The organism is Stutzerimonas stutzeri (assembly GCF_024448715.1).
Taxonomy (GTDB): Bacteria; Pseudomonadota; Gammaproteobacteria; order Pseudomonadales; family Pseudomonadaceae; genus Stutzerimonas; species Stutzerimonas stutzeri_AR.
Window position 1 is genome coordinate 200806 of the sequence record NZ_JAMOHZ010000008.1, and the last position, 18414, is coordinate 219219.

Annotated in this window: 14 protein-coding genes and 3 pseudogenes; 7 read left to right on the forward strand and 10 right to left on the reverse strand. The window is 56.1% G+C overall.

The window, feature by feature from the left end; translation table 11 throughout:
- Window positions 1–85: 85 nt before the first annotated feature.
- Together NAV33_RS17750 and NAV33_RS21485 are read right to left on the reverse strand one after the other, a co-directional pair.
- A complete protein-coding gene (locus tag NAV33_RS17750) occupies window positions 86–5224 on the reverse strand; it encodes a hypothetical protein (RefSeq protein ID WP_255982497.1) in 5139 nt (1712 codons plus the stop codon).
- Window positions 5225–5455: 231 nt separating this feature from the next.
- A pseudogene (locus NAV33_RS21485) lies at window positions 5456–5557 on the reverse strand (DUF4113 domain-containing protein); the annotation flags it as partial.
- A 59-nt stretch (window positions 5558–5616) separates the two neighbouring features.
- Here NAV33_RS21485 and NAV33_RS17760 point away from each other — a divergent pair.
- The 3 genes from NAV33_RS17760 (at window position 5617) to NAV33_RS17770 (ending at window position 7681) form a co-directional block, all read left to right on the forward strand.
- Window positions 5617–6237 carry a tyrosine-type recombinase/integrase gene (locus NAV33_RS17760; protein WP_255982499.1) on the forward strand — a complete coding sequence of 207 codons (621 nt, stop codon included), beginning with the start codon at window positions 5617–5619 and terminating at the stop codon, window positions 6235–6237.
- 631 nt (window positions 6238–6868) lie between these two features.
- Window positions 6869–7024: a hypothetical protein gene (locus tag NAV33_RS17765; RefSeq protein WP_255982501.1), complete on the forward strand. Its 156-nt coding sequence runs from the start codon at window positions 6869–6871 to the stop codon at window positions 7022–7024.
- A gap of 294 nt (window positions 7025–7318) precedes the next feature.
- Complete coding sequence (locus NAV33_RS17770; protein WP_255982503.1) at window positions 7319–7681, forward strand: hypothetical protein; 363 nt, start codon at window positions 7319–7321, stop codon at window positions 7679–7681.
- Window positions 7682–7856: 175 nt separating this feature from the next.
- On the opposite strand, the pseudogene NAV33_RS17775 reads toward NAV33_RS17770, so the two are convergent.
- Window positions 7857–8087, reverse strand: a pseudogene (locus tag NAV33_RS17775) (IS3 family transposase); the annotation flags it as partial.
- Here NAV33_RS17775 and NAV33_RS17780 point away from each other — a divergent pair.
- Window positions 7998–8279, forward strand: coding sequence for a hypothetical protein (locus NAV33_RS17780; protein ID WP_255982630.1), 282 nt, complete (start codon window positions 7998–8000; stop codon window positions 8277–8279). The pseudogene NAV33_RS17775 and the gene NAV33_RS17780 overlap by 90 nt on opposite strands.
- A 358-nt stretch (window positions 8280–8637) precedes the next feature.
- On the opposite strand, the gene NAV33_RS17785 is transcribed toward NAV33_RS17780, so the two are convergent.
- Window positions 8638–9279, reverse strand: a complete 642-nt coding sequence (locus NAV33_RS17785; RefSeq protein ID WP_255982506.1) for a DUF6088 family protein — start codon at window positions 9277–9279, stop codon at window positions 8638–8640.
- Window positions 9280–9392: 113 nt separating this feature from the next.
- Window positions 9393–9866 carry an antitoxin Xre/MbcA/ParS toxin-binding domain-containing protein gene (locus NAV33_RS17790; protein ID WP_255982508.1) on the reverse strand — a complete coding sequence of 158 codons (474 nt, stop codon included), beginning with the start codon at window positions 9864–9866 and terminating at the stop codon, window positions 9393–9395.
- 224 nt (window positions 9867–10090) lie between these two features.
- On the opposite strand from NAV33_RS17790, the gene NAV33_RS17795 reads away from it, so the two are divergent.
- Window positions 10091–10312, forward strand: a complete 222-nt coding sequence (locus NAV33_RS17795; protein WP_336605404.1) for a BPSL0761 family protein — start codon at window positions 10091–10093, stop codon at window positions 10310–10312.
- Window positions 10313–10362: 50 nt separating this feature from the next.
- Complete coding sequence (locus tag NAV33_RS17800; protein WP_255982512.1) at window positions 10363–11127, forward strand: SIR2 family NAD-dependent protein deacylase; 765 nt, start codon at window positions 10363–10365, stop codon at window positions 11125–11127.
- A 188-nt stretch (window positions 11128–11315) separates the two neighbouring features.
- On the opposite strand, the gene NAV33_RS17805 is transcribed toward NAV33_RS17800, so the two are convergent.
- Window positions 11316–11630, reverse strand: coding sequence for a hypothetical protein (locus NAV33_RS17805; RefSeq protein ID WP_255982514.1), 315 nt, complete (start codon window positions 11628–11630; stop codon window positions 11316–11318).
- A 414-nt stretch (window positions 11631–12044) separates the two neighbouring features.
- On the opposite strand from NAV33_RS17805, the pseudogene NAV33_RS17810 reads away from it, so the two are divergent.
- A pseudogene (locus NAV33_RS17810) lies at window positions 12045–12245 on the forward strand (helix-turn-helix domain-containing protein); the annotation flags it as partial.
- 605 nt (window positions 12246–12850) lie between these two features.
- Here NAV33_RS17810 and NAV33_RS17815 read toward each other — a convergent pair.
- Genes NAV33_RS17815 through NAV33_RS17830 form a run of 4 tightly spaced genes read right to left on the reverse strand, consistent with a single transcriptional unit; the run spans window position 12851 to window position 18331 of the window.
- Window positions 12851–13249 carry a hypothetical protein gene (locus tag NAV33_RS17815; RefSeq protein WP_255982517.1) on the reverse strand — a complete coding sequence of 133 codons (399 nt, stop codon included), beginning with the start codon at window positions 13247–13249 and terminating at the stop codon, window positions 12851–12853.
- A 2-nt stretch (window positions 13250–13251) separates the two neighbouring features.
- Window positions 13252–15483, reverse strand: a complete 2232-nt coding sequence (locus NAV33_RS17820) for a hypothetical protein (RefSeq protein WP_255982519.1) — start codon at window positions 15481–15483, stop codon at window positions 13252–13254.
- Window positions 15480–17069 carry a site-specific integrase gene (locus NAV33_RS17825; RefSeq protein ID WP_255982521.1) on the reverse strand — a complete coding sequence of 530 codons (1590 nt, stop codon included), beginning with the start codon at window positions 17067–17069 and terminating at the stop codon, window positions 15480–15482. The genes NAV33_RS17820 and NAV33_RS17825 overlap by 4 nt, the downstream gene beginning before the upstream one ends.
- On the reverse strand, window positions 17066–18331 hold the full coding sequence (locus tag NAV33_RS17830; protein ID WP_255982523.1) for a site-specific integrase: 1266 nt from the start codon (window positions 18329–18331) through the stop codon (window positions 17066–17068). Before NAV33_RS17830 ends, NAV33_RS17825 begins: the two co-directional genes overlap by 4 nt.
- Window positions 18332–18414 lie beyond the last annotated feature (83 nt).

Below are 18414 nucleotides of genomic sequence, written 5' to 3' on the forward strand. Positions count from 1 at the left end.
TACAGTCACAACGCTTTCCACAGCCATAAGCGGACGCTCAAGATGTCTATGAACTCAGGGGCGACTCAATCTCCATCGCTTTCGGTCAGGAGAGGCCATTGGCTGCCGCTTCGACCTTCAATTCGACTTCATGTGCCTCCGCAACACCAACGCTGACTAACCGCCCGAGCATGCGGTCGATACGGGCGCGCATCGGATGCTTGGGTAGAAGCAATTCCGGCTCCTGGATCATCGCAGCTGCCAACCACTGAACCACCTTGTGTCCGATGCCAAGGTCTATCCACAGTCCTGGCGCCTCCGTGCGACCAAACCAAGCCTCGGTCGCTTCAAGCAGGAAGTCGAGATGGCGCGCCCGCGTTCCAACGAAGAGGAGGTTCATAGTGCACAGCGCTACGAAGGCTGTCGGCCCCCCTGATAGCAGCGGTCTTATGCTTGGAAGGAGCGGGTCGACACGGTCGAATAGTGCGGGCGGCAGATAGCTTTGCGTCCCGTTGAACGGGTTGTAGGTGTTCAGCATTACCTTTGCGACGATCCCGCCGATCTGCATGTCGATCCGTGAACTGGCCGGATCATGAGCATATCGCCACCGGTGAAGCGCCATCACACGTTGCGCCAATCGGGCACGTAAATCGGCAGGCCGTGCGGCCGGACGCAGCGGATCATTGCAATAGAGCGCGTCGGCCGAATGGATGACAGTCTGCGCGGCCTTGCCAAACGTCTCATCCGGTAGATCTGTCACAAGCTTCAGATCAGCTTCGAACGACGAATCGTTGGCGTCGAGCAGCCGTTCAGCGAACAGCGCGTAGTATTGCAGGTTCCAGTCGTGCGGATCCTGATTGATCTCGATATCTACCGGCAGACCTAACCCATTGATCCGCGAGGTCCAGTCGACGTAGGCTTCGACCACCTCCTGTCGCCAATTGATCGTCCCTTTTGGGGCTGCCTGGAGGATCGCCAGCCATTGCGCTGCCGCCTTGCTGTCGACATGAATGAGTGACGAATGCTCGGTGCCTGCAGACTTTATCGTCTCTTCTTCCACGAACTTTGTCGACGTTATAAGTTCAGGAACGTAGATGCGCGCTCCGCGCCGCAGATGCGGGCGTTCCTCGGGCCAGAGCGGCCACGCAGGTTCGGCCTCTCCATCCAGCCAGGCGATCTCGGCTGCGACCTCAGCATCTACCGCCGCGGCCCGCTCCGCGCTGAAGCGAGCATGCTCTGCCTCGTCCTCTTCACCATAGCTCTTCCAGCGCCAAGTCAAGCTTGTGAATGCAGCGCGCATTGCTGCCTTGAAGAGCTTGGGCTCGAGTTTGAGGATCCGCCCGAGTCCAGCTGAGAATGCCGGCGCCGCGCTGCGATCCTCGCGCGTCGCGAGCCGGATCAGCGCATTCCGGTCCGTCTGACTCCCCTTCCGGACCCAGAGATGAATTAGAGCAAGGATGGCAAGCGCCGGCCGATTGAAGCGCAGCCTATCCTCTGATCCGCCGCCGCGGTCGGAGTGCTCCTCGAGCGCGATGGCGACGACCTGCCGGACCCACGCCTCCTCGGCGGCAAGAAGCGCGTCGTCACCGTCGCGAGCCACCAGTAAGGCCGTCATGATAAGCCGGGTTGAGCGCGACTTGAGGAAATCGGTATCTGTATCGTCGGGAAGATCGCCACACGCATAAGCTACCGCATCGCGCGCCGTCGCAGCTGTAGCGTATTCAACTCCGCCGGTGACCGCCAACTCGATGCGCGATTCGATCTCGCTCGAACGCATGATTGCGAGCCGCTGCTTCTCCATCCCCTCCAAGTGCGCGGACTCGTCCGCTGGCGATTGATAGAGCAGCTTCCCATCCCCGGTATCGATCCAGTTCGACCTCTGCAGCATGTTGTTGGCGGCCCGAGCGATGAGCCGCGCATCACTCCAGTTCGAGTAGGGTTGAATAGGGGCAAGACTCTCGACCGAGGCACCAAGTTGCTCGCGCAGACGATTCGCCACGGGATCGTCCCCCAGATAAAAATGCACTACGTCGAACAAGCATGCGTGTCGCGACGGGCGGTCCTTCAAGTCGGCGAGCTTGATCTTGGCGTTCGGCTCCTTCTCTATCACAAACTGATCCAACCCGAGTCTTAGGTGATCATGGTCTCGGCGCATACGGTCGATGGCCAGCAGCTCCGGGACCGCAATGAACGGCGCCAGCGCATCGCGTGCTACGTCGAAATGGGAAAGCAACACATCGACCGCAATCAGGATATACGCCGCACAGCTGCCCTCAGGCCCGAGGATATCGGCAAGCACTTCATCGACCGGGGCACCATCGTCGAGCCTTTGCTGGCTCCAGGCCTCTAGCGCCTTAAGCCCTGAGGCGGCCGAATAATCGCGGCATTGATCCCGCGACCAGAAATAGCTGTCGGCCCGGGGAAAGACGCGTGGGCCGTCACCGAAGTCGACGGTGAGTCCAGGGTCTCCAGGCGCACGTGAGTTGGTGCTGAATGTTATTGCCTCCGCGACCAGTATCCGGATCAGCTTCAACCCTTCGACGGGGGCAGATTCCAACAGATCGAAGAACGGGGGTTGAGCCGGCGATGCCGGCAGATAGCTGCTGTCGGCAAAGGTGAAGGTCTGCTGCATCATACGGTCGCGGCGGCTGCGCGGCTCCCTCTTCTGAAAGAGACTCGTCAGTACGAGCTCCGCCAGTTCAGTGGGCGCAACCGGTGCGATCACTTTCGAAAAACGCCGAATCGCATCGACCTTGTGGCTGTTCCGCTCGTTTCCAACCTCCCTGAGATAGGCCTTGAGCTCTTCAGGTGCGAACTCGCCGAGCAACAGAGCAAGCTGGCGAAGTTGCTCGATCAAACTGCTTCGTTCGTCGCTCGCTGTACGCCCAAGGACCTGCTCATCCGGGATCGTCACCTTGGCGTCGCGGACGTCGAGCTGTCGTAGCCAGCCAAACAGCATGACAGCTGTTTGGCTGGCGACTTGTTGAAGATGTTTGAGGAGAAAGAGCTGTATTTTGACTAGTTCGAGCACAGCGCTGATCGCCGGAATCGAAATCTCGGCCACATGGGTCAGCACCCAGCGCAACATTAGTAGGGCGGCGCCGGTGACATCGATTCGATAGGAGCGAGGGAGATCGATCTTGGTTCCGTCCGGCATCGTCATCAGGTCGACCGTCGCCACCGTCTCGACCGCTGCAATCGTCGTGCATAATTCGACGAGTAGAGCCGCCCCATTTGCAAGCAATCCGGCGCTGCACTTTTCGAGCAACTCGTATCCGGCTTCCGAGCGCGGTAAGGCAAGTATCGCCTGACGCCGCCAGGACCCATGCGCTCCAAGAACCGAGAGTTGCCCGAGAAGTTGGAGCCACACGCTGCAATCTGCACTCGACTCCAGCGCGAGGCGCGCGGCGAGCTCGATGCCGCGGGCAACGCGCGGTGAGACCGGTACACTCAAGTCCAAATCGGCCAGACGCTGGGGGTGCTCGGCGATATAACTGCCTATCGCCCAGTCACGCAGCACGTCGTGATAGAAGTCGAGCCGGTCTCGCCGCACTTCCCTGAGCGTTAACGCGTCGATCAGATGTGAGCGCGCCATTGAGTCTTCGGCAACTTCCAGACCCTCTTCGTTCTTCATGGTGCTGGCGGCGAGTGCTGCCATCAGACGCTGCGCTGCGCGAACGTCGTTTGCGGGTGCGCCGTCTGCACTACTCCACCAGAAACCGGCCATCGCTGCCTCGGTCCGAAGCCTGGTAGCGCTAGGCACCCTTAATAGCCGGGATAGTCGATAGAGATTTCGTGCAAGTCCAGCTGCAGGATGCTTCGGGGCCAGCAACGATCGAAGCTCTGGCGCCTGATCGACTAGGGTCGCAACTTCATCCTCCGACAGGGGGCCAACTTGTATCGCGTGCGCGCCGCCTAATACAGCAATGATTTGATCGTCGAGCCAGAGTTCGACATCGACATTGCCGGACGTGCGGATGGTGGCGATCACCTTGAAGTCCGGGATCTCGCTCGCCGCCCTCATGAGCTCGGTAATAGTGCGCTGGCGCCCGGCATCGTCGAACATGTCAATGCCGTCGATGAAGAGTGTCGCTCCGCCGCTTGCGGCCAGATCAGTCAGGAATTCGACAGCTGATCCTGGGATCCCGAGAGCGTTTGAAAACGCCAGCCAGCCCCCCGGAGGCGTCGAGTCCCGGTCGAGGACAATAATCGGTGCCTGGTGTGCAACACGCTCAGCGAGCTGACGGAGGATCCAGGATTTGCCGACCCCGGGATTCCCGCAGATCTCGATGAAACGATGTACTTCGGATGCATCGTCTACAGCAGCGATTGCCTCTAGCCGCGGTAAGGTCACCCCCGCCACGCTCGTGCCGATATGCGCAAGCGTGTTCTGCGCAAGCTCGGTGAGTCTGACGCGCGCCGGACCATATTCGCGACCACCCGCAAGTCGGAATCCCGCTTCTGCGAGATTGAACTCTAGAGCTGTTCGGTTGATTTCACCACCGGTGGTCCCGGTCTTGATTGACAAGTCGATCAGCCTGCTCCACAACGCCCCGGCGCGGCCGACGTCCTCGTCAGCTAGCGCCATCCGTGCGAGTGCATGCCCATAGGTCCGAGCGATCGGTGATGTTGCCTCAAAGTCAAACTCGAGAATGAGCATCCGCCGCAATAGCTGCCAGATCGCATCGTCGTCATCGGCGGTACCATTCGCGACTAAATGCCTTCGCGTCGTCGCGACGAAATCGCGCATATCTTTGCTCGCGATGCCTCTGGTGTTTATGCGAGTGAAGAATGCAGCCGCACTCCCCATGGTTCGCGCCCACTTGAGCGCGTCCTGATAAGCGCCGGAAATCTTGCGGCTGGTTCGTTGCGTCGCGATGCCAAGAAGGTGCCGTTCCGACGGAACGGAACCCGCCACGCTTTGCGCGAGTTGCGAGGCAACGTCTTTATAAACGCTGTCCCCCGGCGAGAAAGTGATATCCCGCTTTGACTGAATTTCGAGGATAGAGTCGCCGGCTGGCCCCACGCCAAAAGCGATCAGGTCGTCCAGCTTAAAACCTAGTTCGGTACCTTGAAATCGGACGCTGACGACTCGGGCGTCTGGCATACCTGGTGCTCGATTACCCGTCAGCAGGGCGAGCAGATAGAGAGCGCCAAGTTCGCCTTCGATATAAGCCCCGGCCGGCCCTCGCGAGGCCGGGCTTGAGCCGAGATCCATACCGGGTCTGAATTCCACATCCATCATCTATACGTTGCGCAAATGGCTGCTCTATTCAGTAAGCCTACCCTATGTGCAGTTTCACCTGAACGGACATCAGCTTCCGATTCATTTTTCCACAAATTAAATTGAGCCAGAGCCTAGGGCCGGCGTGGCTGATTGTCCGCTTTTGGCCGTTAGCAGCCATTGCTGAATCCCAGATCAAACTCACTCCCCCCATCATCCCATCGACAGTTAGAAGCTGTCACATCCGCTCCCCTAGTTGCAGCGAACCACCCATAACTGATCCAGCCTGGTCGTGAAACTCTGGCTCATCATGTCCCGTCGCATGCCCCAATCTGGCGTCGCAGTTATTGGGCCGGTTAGCGACCACTGCTCTGGCTAGCCATCCTTGTCCTCCCACACGTGGAGGACTTGCCATGAACATCTTCACTACCTGCAGCCGACAGCCCTGGAACAAAGGAAGATTGGTTGGACAGAAAACTCCGCTCCGACTCAGAGACATCTGGGCCATCCGAGTAAGGCTTCAAATTGCAGAAAGAACCCGCGATCTGGCTCTCTTAGATCTGGCCATTGACAGCAAGCTTCGAGCCTGCGACTTAACCAAGCTCCGTGTGCGCGACGTTGCACATGGCGAGCACGTGTCATCACGAGCGATGGTGATGCAGCAGAAAACGCAGCGGCCAGTGCAGTTTGAGATCACTGAGCAAACACGGTTTGCTCTCGCGGCCTGGATCCATCAAGCCCAGCTCCGCAACGAGGACTGCCTTTTTCCGAGCCGGCTGCATACCTCATACCATCTATCCACTCGTCAATACGCTCGTATCGTCAAAGGCTGGGTGAAAGCCATAGGCCTTGATCCAGCCATGTATGGCACTCACACGATGAGACGTACGAAGGCATCACTGATCGATCGCGGGACGAAGAACCTGCGGGCGGTTCAACTGCTGCTCGGTCATACGAAGCTGGAAAGCACCGTTCGATATTTGGGGATTGAGGTCGATGACGCTCTGGAGATGGCGGAACAGACCGAGGTCTGACCATTCATAGCGACGGTCGAAGCCAAGCCGTCGGGCTACAGTGCCTGCTCGGCTAAAGTGTGGTCAGCGGACGGCCAACTGCTTGCGCTGGGGCGCCAGACGGTAGCCGTATTTGGCTAGGCTCGCGGCCATGCGTCTCTACCTGATCTGCTGGCATCAGCAGCGCCCCAGCGCAAGCGGACGCCGTGTCCGTAGAGAACAAACACGGTGCGTACTGGCATGTCAGCCTGTATTAGGAAAGGAAAGCTGCCGGAGAAGAGCCGGAATCCTGGGGCACGGGACCAGAGGTGATGATCGCACACGTGCGCAACCACGGCTCGTCCTGACGATCCATCTGACCGATGAAGTTCTAGCGCAGCTTCAGGGAAGCAGTTATGAGCAGACAGGCCAGCTTGGCTTTCGCTGCATAACTCAAAGCCTCTCGGTCTTGTACCGACGAGGACACACCCCCCAGCTTCATATCTGGGGGTTTTTTATGCACATTTCCCGGCCAGACAACCATTGCCTGCTTCGACGCTCATTCTCAAAGAAGGAGCCGACGATTTTTTCATACCATCCCGATAACACAGCCGCATCCGGGGTTAGCGTATGCATCTTGAAGTGAAATAGGTACGACATGAGAAAGATCTATATGACGGTATTGATCGCTGGTCTTGGGTTCTGGCTGGGAGCAAATCGCTTGCTGCCACTTTGGTTGATTTCGGCTATTGCCGTGTTCGGATTGGCGTGCTGGGCGACGGTTGAGTGGATGGAGCGAGCGGAGCGGCGGCAGGATGATGAAAGCTGATCTGGACGAGCTGATATTGGTAAGTCGTCTGTACCCAGAAATGACCTGGTCGAGCTCTGTCACACGGTCGGTCGTCATATCCCGACAAGGCTACGTTCTGCGCCTGTACTGGATGCCGGCGCTACTTCGAGTTGACGTGTTCCGTGCACAGCGCTTCAGTGCGCTAAACGAGCAAAGCAAAGCAAAGCAAAGCACAATCTGGAGCTTCTCCCAAACAGTCCGGGTTGAGTGGGCTTGCACTCATCTTCTAATTTATGACAATGACCACTTACATGAAAATATGGAGTTACATACGTGGTAAATGACTTGAAATCGAAGCTGGCTATCGTCGGTGTTGTTGTTCCATTAGCTCTGGCCCTGGCAGGCTGCGATAAATCATTGGACGGCCGTTATGAAGCGGTTGGCAAAAAACCGGGTTCGTACCTGCTGGAGGTGACCGGTGATACGGCAATTCGGACAGTTTATGGTGATCCGGAGAGTCAACGAGAGTTCAGTGTTGAGCAGAAGGAGGACCGAGTCATTTTCATCCGAAAAAATCAGGACGCTACAACTTATGTTTACGCAAAGTCTGACGATGGGCATGGCCTGAAATGTATCAGTCAATCTTGTGACCGATTTGGCTCCCCTTTAGTAGAGGAATGGAGACGAATTGACTGATGCGCTGAATGGCACAGACAAGCCTCTCGGGTCGCGCCTGGCGGGCTTTTTTATTCTCAATTTCTGATAACGTCTGGTCGTGCTCACAGGCGCAAGGCACCCGTTAGTCAAAGCCGGGAACAGCACTCTTTGTATTTTCAGTCGATCGATCTGATGAACTTCGGTCCTGGGTACTACCCATTTCCACGGACGGTTTGAAAAGGGCTAAAAACTTCAGATCTTGCCGGGCGACTCTACGACGCATTCGTGGGTTATGAAACCGCTCAATGTATTCGAATAAATCCGCCCGTGCTCCATCACGAGTTCGATACGACTGATGGACAACGCGCTCCCGTTTGAGCTGACCGAAGAAGCCTTCACAGGCTGCGTTGTCGCCGCAATGCCCGACGGCACTCATGCTGCAGACCTTATGAAGTGCGATGAGCAGGGTAGAGAGATTGAGCACATCAGAAACCTCCCGCCCCTACCCGAGATTGACCTTTGGGCCGAACTCAAGGCCTACAATGACCAGCTGAACCTATCCCTCACAGACGCGGCAGAGATAACGCAGACGGTGTACAAGTACGCCGAGTATGCTGGGGGAGAAACCTTCGGCTGAGGGTGATAGAAGTAAAAACCGCCTTCGGGGGCGGTTTTTTGTATCCTGCGTAAAGTCAGACCAGGCGGGTGAGCCCATCGAATATGGGCACGGTCATGCCCCGGTTAGAGGGTGTCCGATTTTTGGTGTACCCAGTCCATGTAAACACTGCCGTTGCTCACAGCTCTGCCATAGGTTTTTACGTAGCAACGCCTAAATCGAGCGTTTTTTGAGCTGCCCAAGCAGCTCTTTCAGAAACCGACTTTTTCAACAGAATCGGCCGAAAGCGGCCGGTCATCCGCTCCGCTTATGGCCGATATAAGCCCATCGTGAATGGCTGCGTTCGACTATCGATCTCAAGCATTCTGAGACGGCAAACTTAGCAGTAGACGTTATCGCTTTCAGGATTATCCGAAGCAGCGTGCGCCGCCGCTTCACACGCTAGAATCAATGTCGACCGCATCCATACGGGCATTTTGCAGGCTTTAAGTTTAAGTAGCTCTGCGCTATCCAGGGTTTTGATGATGTTGGAAACGACCTTGTCGGACATCCCCTCTTTTCCGAGGTAATGGAGCGCGGCGAGCACCAGTCCTACCTTCGTTCCGGCATGCTGCAGGCGCGCACTGGAGACATGCCTGAGGCGAACCACTGCATTACCAATTTCAATCTCGCGGGTCGTACCGCTGGTGTAGTAGGTCGGCAGCACCTGCATTTGCGTACTGAGGCCCAATCTCCGAACAGCCTCCGCTCCGTGTATCTGGATTGTCTCGCCGTTTGCCTTGGCACGAATCATCATTATGGCCAGCGGGTTAGCGCGTACCCTGCAGCCAGTGTATATGCTCATCTTTGGGCGCATATAGATGCCGTGAGCGACACGTTCCAGACAACCTGATCTCACCAGTCGCGAAAGCGCGTTATCGACCGCCGCTCTAGAACCTACCTGTGCGAAAACCGTGCGTGAAAACGGCTTCCCTTTTCGCATGTGCTTGACCCGGTTCGAGATAGCCTTTGCGACAGACATGAGTACCTTTCCCATGGCGTTAATCTCAGATCGGAAAGTGATCCAATCCCCCAACCGTCAGCCACAAAGTGCCTACTTGCAGTCGTTGGTTTGGGCCCGAGCGCGCAGTAGGCTCACTGATAAACTCCGAACTCAATGCGCTCCAGATAGTCATTTACTAACTGAAACCCAACAGGGTTGCCGACAACGTCTAAAGGTATTTCCCCATCGAAATATCCGCAGGGCCGACCCAGCCAATGTTCAGCTAGCTTTTTGGTACCGAACACTTTGGTTGCGCGCTCCAGAATTGTCGCGTATTGAAAGGCAATAGCGCTCTGCATGGTACTTAGACGCACAGCTTGAGTAACCTTGCTCTGTCGTAGAATCGTCCTAGTGGATTTTCCAACGATGCGGCTCAGGATCTGCTCCGCCGAGTAGAGATCGGAAACCGAAATGATGTCTTGCACATCTTTTAGCTCGAAACCCTCGGCGGTCAGTTTGTAGACCATAACCGGGCTGAGCAGTGCAGGGTCACTACGGAGGAGGTACTCCGTGGGCTTGCGAACGGCGAGCACCACTTTATTGGCACGTGGGCCGGTAGCAACCATAGCGGACTCCTTCAAATGCGGCATAACAGACTTTGGCCCCATGTGATCCACACGGCGTTCAGCATTGACGGGCACGGGTATGTAGTATCGCTCTGCTCAAAACCCGTGTCGATCACGCACCAGCTCGCCATCAGCCTCCCGCTCCGCGTAAAGTGATTCAGCGAGAGGGCTTACGGGTCCGCCGCAGCCCACGTACATTCACCACCAAGGACTTCGTTATGACCATGCCAAATGAGCGAACTCGGGCCGTGATTCAGACGCGGGAATTTCTAGTCCAATTGTCGGGAGATTCGGCGCTACCCGACAAAATTCGAAAAGATGCCAAATTTCTACTTCGACACTTTCCAAGCCCCAGTGACATGCGCCAGGCTGGCATCATCGAAGAAAGCTCTTCTGCACCTGCAGGATGCCTTGGGCCAATTTTTAGCTCGACCGTCGAGTTCTAACGCCGGCTCTTACGATCATCGGCTACAAAGCATCATCAGGCAGATCACTCATGAGCGACATGCAGCGAGCATCCATCGCCTTGCAATCCGCCCGCAGCGTGGTGTTCTTCACCGGTGCCGGTATTTCTGCCGAAAGCGGTATTCCCACCTTTCGTGACAAGCTTACCGGGCTGTGGGCAAGGTACGATCCCCAGCGATTGGAGACCACGGAGGCATTCCGTGCCAACCCTGCACTGGTATGGGGGTGGTATTTGTGGAGAAGGCATCAGACTACACAAGCCCAACCGAATGCAGCTCATCTAGTGCCGTCGCGACTTGCAGCCACAGGTAGGCAGGTATCCGTAGTAACTCAGAACATTGATGATCTTCACGAGCGCGCTGGGTCAGTGGGTGTGGTTCACCTACATGGCAGCCTTGCGCAGCCGAAATGCTTCGCCTGCCATCGACCTGCAGAGCTGAGTGAAGAGCAGCTAGTGGTGCATGGTGATAGACAGGAGGTAGAGCCCCCTCGATGCAGACGCTGCAACGGGAAGTTGCGGCCCGCCGTCGTCTGGTTCAAAGAGGATCTACCCACGGCTCCCTGGAAGGCGGCCATGGAGATGGTAAACACGTGTCAAGTACTGGTCTCTGTAGGTACCTCCGGCATCGTTACGCCTGCTGCGGACATCCCGGAAATTGCACTCGCGGCGGGAGCTACCGTGATCCATGTCAATCTTGAAGACGTCTCTCTCGACAATGCCAACGAGCTGATGTTGATTGGCAGAGCGTCCGAGGTCTTGCCAACACTTTTGAAAGCCGCTTTCCCTACGGCTTAGGGCACACCACTAAAGCCGATCGGCGCTGTGGAATTCATCTGGATGCCGGAAATCTCACCTTCGTATGCTTCCTAAACGTTATCTAGGATGAGTCCTGCTGTAATAAACGACGCCTTGGTTGACTGACATTTGTCCCGCCATTCTAAGGGCGCTACTGGCAAGCCCTGAGATTCTGGGCTAGTCGGAACTCAGGAAGTCGAATTGCCGCCGTCATTGAAAAAATCATCCCGGGCCACGCGTCCGAAATCACTGAGGTCCGGGTCGTTGTCGCTGAACATGAAGTTCACCATGCGCTCTCGTCTAAGGCCCGAAATTGTCCTGAAAAAGCAGGGCTCGCACAGATGGACCTCATAGCGCTCGCCATCATGAACAGAGCCATAACCCCAGCTAGCGTGAAGAGTGCCAAATTGCAATCCATACCCTTCAACGCGCGTGCTGTCGCCACAAACGTCGCACAGGACATCGTTAACCGACTCAGTCTGGACCATAGCTGTGATCTTCATTGGCCACCTCTGCCTGTGTCCATGTACGCCATCGTTAATCCTAGCATCGGCAGTTGGTGAGTGGTTGACAGCATGGTTGGGTCCTTTAAGGGAAGTCGTCGCCACCCTAGGAAAGTGAAACTCTCACTGAGTATCAATACCGCGGTAGCTGCCAACACCAATAACCTGAGGTCATGGTGACTCGCCCACTGTCCATTCTGGCACCAAGGATGCCAGTGCTGATTCACGCGGTTATTAACCTGACTTTGCCCTCCAGAGGAGTGGGACCCGCCTGAGGTGACCGGCCGAAGTCGGGCCAACAGCGGTCGTCTGGTATCTAAGAAAACTTGGGCGATTCATTTCTTGTATAGCTATGCAGGTTTGGCTGGCTGAGCCAAGCTAAGGCTTCGAGCCGGCATATGCAGAGGCAAAGTAATGAGAATCAAGCCGATTCGTACCGATAGCGATCTGGCCGCGGCTTTCGCGCTTCTGGAGCAACTGTGGGGCGCCCAAATCGGTTCGCCAGAAGGTGATGTATTGGAAGAGCTCGCGGCACTAATCGAGAAATACGAGGACGAGCACTATCCGATGCCACCTTCAGATCCCGTGGAGGCCATTAAATTCCGAACGGACCAGTAACGACTGGGCGAATCTAGGGCGACCTATAGCCAGGGACAAATGATCAAGTGAGCATGTTGCCGCACCAAGGGGCTACTATGGGCTATGGAAAGCCAGCCGAGTACAACTGCCGGCTGGCAAGCTTCAGTTAACCGCTCAATGGTCAGCGCCATCGCTTGCGCCTCGGTTGGCTTAACAGTCATGGCTTCGGACGGTTGGCAGAGGCCTTTAGGGTATACCGCAACTATCTGATAAAAGCCCTGCGCTAAAGCTGCTTTCGGCATAGTTGCCCTTTTCAGCTGGCAGGTAATGGCCGATTCCTGCCTAAACCGGCAGGCTCAAAGCGGTCATTATTGGCCAGCGGCAACAGACCGCTTCATTCACAAGAAAATTATTCAGGTGTGAGCATGGAAATCAAATCGCTGGCGACGGTAGCCATGATTAAGGATGTGATCTGCGACTTTTGCTTCTCTGCTACCCGCATCCACGATTACGGCTTGCAATATGGCCGAATCATCAACTCGTCCCCTTCCAGAACGTAGCGCGGAGCATGATCCGAGTGCTCGAATTTCAGGACGTAGCTGCCATGAGTCTTTTCCAAGCATAAGTTTCTGAACACCTGATCAGGTCTTCTTTTGAAGCTGTGAAACCGGCCGCTCCAACATCGATTGCGTCAGCCCATGCATATCCGCATTGGTTTGCCAGATCAAAAACCGGCTATGCATATCTCGAACAGCAGCTAACAGCTTCTGCTTGGTCGCTGTCAGTTCCTCAATGCGCTCGTTTGCTACCTGAATATCGCTAATCCAGCCCGGCTTCAGCTTCTGAGCCTTCAATGCCGCCTTGCAATTCTTCATCGCTAAATCCACGGCAGGTAGTTTCATCAGCGACTGGCGAGCACGACTGATACCCAGTTTTTCTTTGCAGGCATCAACGAGCAAAGGCCAGGTCAGCTTCGGCTCTGACCATTCCTCAATCAGCTTAATGATGCGCTTCTCATCCTTTGGCGTTAAATGCCCCATCGTTAACCCTCGATCTCGTCCAGCAAAGCCAATACGTCATCCAACGGTGTTAACGCCTCTTGCGCATGGTTCTCTTCAATGACTTTGACTGCGATCAGCCCCGACATTGCGGCGGCGTTCTTGGTCAGCGTCCAACCGTTGTCGGCGTTCCACACAATGTCACCATTTTTGAGTTCGGGGTTTTCCAGCGTTTGGATGAGCGCCTCGCACTTAAAGAGCTTCTCACCCAGTTTTTTGGCCGACTCCGATGCTCCAAACACACCACGAGACTGCGCATCCATGGCTTTATCTAGGCGGCGTTTAAGGTCGTCGCGTTCTTCCATGAGGTTGCCCAGCTTCACGTCATCCCCTTTGACGCAACCGAGCCGCCCGCAGTCCAAACAGGCACCCATTTTCGGGCAGGGCTCGGATTCGAAGTTGTGTGCACAAACGCCGAGATGGGTTTGATGGATAATGCGGTCTTGCTCACCCTCGCGCAGTTCCCTCACCTCAGCCAGGGTCAGCGGCTGATTGGTTTTGACCTTGTCCAGACGCTGAGCAGCGGCGCTGTGCTTCGTTTTGGGGTGGTAAGCCGCAACCCTTTGGGTGCGATCCTCGATGGTCTCATGGTTGTAGATAGACCCCATCGTCGTGCGTCCAGAGAAGGCGTCAATCAGGAGCTGCGACAGACCGGCCTCGTGCATCCGCGTGTTCAATTCGTGCCGAAACGCATGCGTGTTCACCTTGAGACCGGGGTAGCCATAGCGCTCGAACAGGCTTTTCTTTCTCTGGTTGTTCGTACCGCCTAGTTGCGTACTCAACCGGATATAATTCGCCGCGATCTCCACGCCAAACCCGTGTATCACAACGCTAGCTGAGTCGTCAGTCAGTGCTCCCGTGCGCACGGTGAACAACGCATCACGGTATCTCACACGAGCTTTGCCCTCCGTATAGGGCGTGGTGTATGGAAAATCCTTTGGAAGATATTTTTCACGCAACAGCACATTGAGCTTGCGCAGCGTGAGCGCACACCGGTCGTCATACGCAAAACCCTGGATTCCTGGCTTGTCCTTAACAAATTTGCGCGTCCCTACTCTATCCCACCCGACACGGATCTCGGCCAAGAGGGCTCGGGCGGCGGGGCTGAGCGCCTTTCGCTTCTCCAGGGGTTTTAGGAAATTGACATTGAATACGGATCGCGAGCCGTTGACGTTACAAACGGAGAGTTTTAGCGCGGCACAGGCTTCGGCGTACGAGAGCGGTTCATCAGGCCCCCTGGGTGGCAGCCCTTCATGGGGCGGAAACTCATCGGGATGGTCTTCCAGCCAGGCGGCGTAAGCCCGCGCCTCGTCGGTGATCGGTCTCAGTAACGTGATGACACGCTCGACGACCGGCTCCATCTCAGGCCTAACGACGGGCTTCAGCATCACTTGGTTTATCTTTTCCGCGTACCAGCGCAGGAACATGCGCCGATTACCCTGGGTATCCTCTTTGAATACCTGGCAATCCACTTCTACATCCGCCAATTCACCCACGCGACTCGGTGCGCTCAGCAACAGCGCACAGGCGGATGTCACAACGATATCGAGGGGGGCTGTCAATTCGTTTGAGAACACTTCCCCGAGGGCTCTGATCGCGTCAGGGCTGGGCAGTTTCTGTTCCCGATCCGCTTTTTGCTGCTTGAGCGTGCCACGCGGTCTGAGCGTCAGCGGAGTGGTCCACCGGAAGTCAGACTTGAGCAATTTTTTGGCCCGCATCAGGGTGATGATGGCCTCAAGTGTCCTGCCGTGCTGGTATGCGGTGTTGCCTTTTGTCCAGCGACGCTTCATTTCCTCGCACGCGTTATTACAGACAGCGGCGGACACCCGCGTCACATCCTGCGTGCCGGTCAACTCGAACAGGGCGACTTTCATCGCGGCCAAGGCTCTAAGCCACTCTGTCATCACCTTTCTCTGCAAATACACCCTTCGGTACACCAGTATGGCTTTGGCAAAGTCCGTGAAGGTTGCCTGCATCGCCTTTGGGGCAACGTTGGTCGATCCGAGCGCCGTGAAGCTACAGGCATAGAAGCCATGGCGGTGCCAACTGCCGTCTTCCCAGCGAATACTCGAGTGCACTTGATTGGGAATGCCTTTGGGCAGGGTCTGTTTTGCCCATTCGATAAACGCCGCGAGCTGAGCCTCAGCGGCCAGATGGCTCCTGGGCTTAAAATCGACAACGTTGTTCGCCGGTTCAGAATAAAGCTCCTCGGTCATTCGCCTTTCCTTCCCGATCGCAGCATGGCCTCACAATCCAGAATCACCTTGCGGCAAGCCAGAATTGCCCGATCCCAGAGCACACCGGTCGTTTTATCCGTGGCAATGGTTTGCGCCCGACGACGTTCCAATCGCTCAAGAACCGCGCGGTGATTGGCGTGCAGAAGGGGCTGGAATTTTCCGCATGCGTAACAGGTGTAAGGCGCATCGAGATGGCAGGCGGCAGTGGCGCCGCATACTGCCACATCCTCGATTTGTCGATCCGCTCGATCCCCGTATTTCGCTGAGGTGCGATCCGTGACGATGATCCCGGTGAACGCATTCACAACCAAGGCCAAATGGTCGCTCATCTTAGCGTCGATCAACGCCAGCAACTCCGGCGACACGGCTCGGTACTTTCGCACTGTATGAGTAGTTGTGTGCATCAATGCGCGGGCCATTGCCCACTCATCCAGCCCCGCATTGGAAAGATCCGTGCCGAGGGTGTGCCTGAATCGATGCCCCCGCGTCAATTTCAGTGGCTGATGGGTACGAGGCGAAATCGGAAAGCCCTCCATCCGCTCGATGCACCTAAGCCAATGATTGATCGTGCCTGATCCGGCATGAAAGGTCGGCTGCGGCGCGTCTTCGAGGCCTTTTTGAAGGGGGCTATCGAGCAAAACAGGGGGATTTTTCCGCTCCCAAGGTTTTGCTACTTCATGATCCAGCTTCTGACGAAAGAGGGGCACATTCTCAATGGCCGCATTCCAGTTGGCACCGTCAGGATACGTTTGCCAGAGTTGCGCCAGAACCATTGCCTTGTAGGCCTGCACAGTGTTGTAAAGGTCCTTATCAAGGCTGAACATTTCGGACTTCGTTCGCCAACCCGCCTCGTCGTCTTTTTGCTTTGCCCAGTGAAATCTGACCCTGCAGCCCTGATCGCTCTTAGTGAAATCACCAAAAACCATCATTCGCACTTGCGCGCCACGCTGCCCGTAAATCATCAGCATGCGCAGGTAAAGGTACCGCTCGAAATCTAAGTGCCCGTGACAAAACTGCTCATGTATCCATTGGTGCAGCGCGTCTTGCTCCGCCTGCGTGAACGGGCCTTGTTCGGGGTCCAGGCTGAGGATCACATCGTTGCCGGAATTCTTTTTCTTGGGCAGTGCCTGGTAGGCGTCGATCAGGGGTTGCGTCGGGCGCTGTTCGAGGGATTCGCAGTCGTGCCAAAACGCCATGAAAGCGGTAATGACACTAAACTCTCTATTGTTAAAGCGCTCCCGCAGAGCGATGAGTTGACCCTCGTTGAGCGGGTCAAGCCCGGCCTGAGCAGCCCGCGACAACGCACTGGTGGTGCAAGCAACCGTGCCCGCTGCCACATCGGCCATTCGGTACGCCAAGGCGGCGTGCAACCAAGGCTTCCAATCCGGCGAGACGCAGGCAACAGCGGCTTTCCAGTTGACTGAATGATTAGCCGATCTGTCCGGTTTCCACATCGGTTCGGCCGGTGTGAACACCTCCCCACATTTCGCCAGGCGAGGCGTGTTCAGCCATGCATCGAGGCTTTCCTTCGTGGGTGCCTGAAGTGCTTCGACGGCGATGCTCACTCTGAACCTCCTTGTGTCGTGCCGGCCTTCTGACGGCTGGACGTAAACCGCTCGGCCCGTTTCTGTATCGCTTTGTCTGCCTCTTCCTTCCAGAATTTCGCGCCGTAGTGGCCTGGCATGTTCGAATCGGGACTCCAGCCGAACATCCATGTGAGGGTCTTTTGTACTTGCGTGGTGCGATCCTCCGGCGTGAGCACTGCCAGTTCCTCACGCATGCTTTCCAGCATCGTGTAGACCGCGTCATGCCTCAGAATATGCGGGTGCACATGAGCCAGTTCCGGCGCTATTTCTCGGACCCTGGACAGAACGCCATCCACTGCCTTGATGGTCAGAGGTCCGCCCTCATTTCGCTTGTGCGCCACCAGCAAAAACGGATGCCTTCTCGCTTGCGATGCGCGGTTACGGGGCTTTCTGTGGCGATATTTCGATTCGTATTCAGTAATTGCGTCATACAGGTCATCGGTCATCACCAGCATGCGCTCGTGGGTTTTGAATTGCGGGGCCATGGTTCGTGGATCGAGGCTCTCATCCTCCAGATTAACCACCGCTAGTTGACGACTGTGCCAGTGAATATCGCTGGTCTTGATCAGCAGCATCTCTGAGCGGCGCAGCCCCATGTCGAGACCCAGCAGCAAAATGATGTAGTTACGCAGCCTGATGGCTTCATCTGAAAAGGGGTTCTCGGAGCAATCCGGATGCATGATTTCCAGCAATCGAGTTCGCTCCAGGCTGGTAAGCCCTTTCATTTCGTCCGTTCGCGTTTTTTTCCACGCAGGGCTGGCCGCTTTGATCTTGCGGTTGATGCGCTTCTTCAGGTCGTCAACCGCCTCATATCGTGTTAAGTGATCACCCAACTTGTCATAGAGGAAGGCCAGATAGTCGCGTACCGCCTCGATTCGCTGACGCGCATGGACTTTGCCAACGGATTTGTATGCAGTCGGATGCAAACGCATCCCCGCATACTTCATGGCCAGGGTTTCCTTGCTAAACCCCGCGTCCGACACAAACCTAGAAAGCTCACTGTCTGTCAGGTATTGGCTGTGAGGGCGCTGTTCGATGCGAGAAATCAGATCAATGGAGGAAAAAGCCAGAAACTCCGCGAACACGGCCAGATGCTCAAGGTACTTCTTGGTCGTTTCGAGGGCTCTTCCGGAGTGCTCCATGGTGATGTAAAGGTTGGGGTAGTAGACCGGGATGTAGTCTTGCACCAGCAGCTTTCTTCGAGCAGCATTCACCACCAGCTCTATGACTTGGAAACCCATGTTGCTCCCTCATAAACATAACTTTTCTAAGTATAGTCATCGACATCAGACAGTCAGCGCAAAACTTAACGTTTTAATTTCCC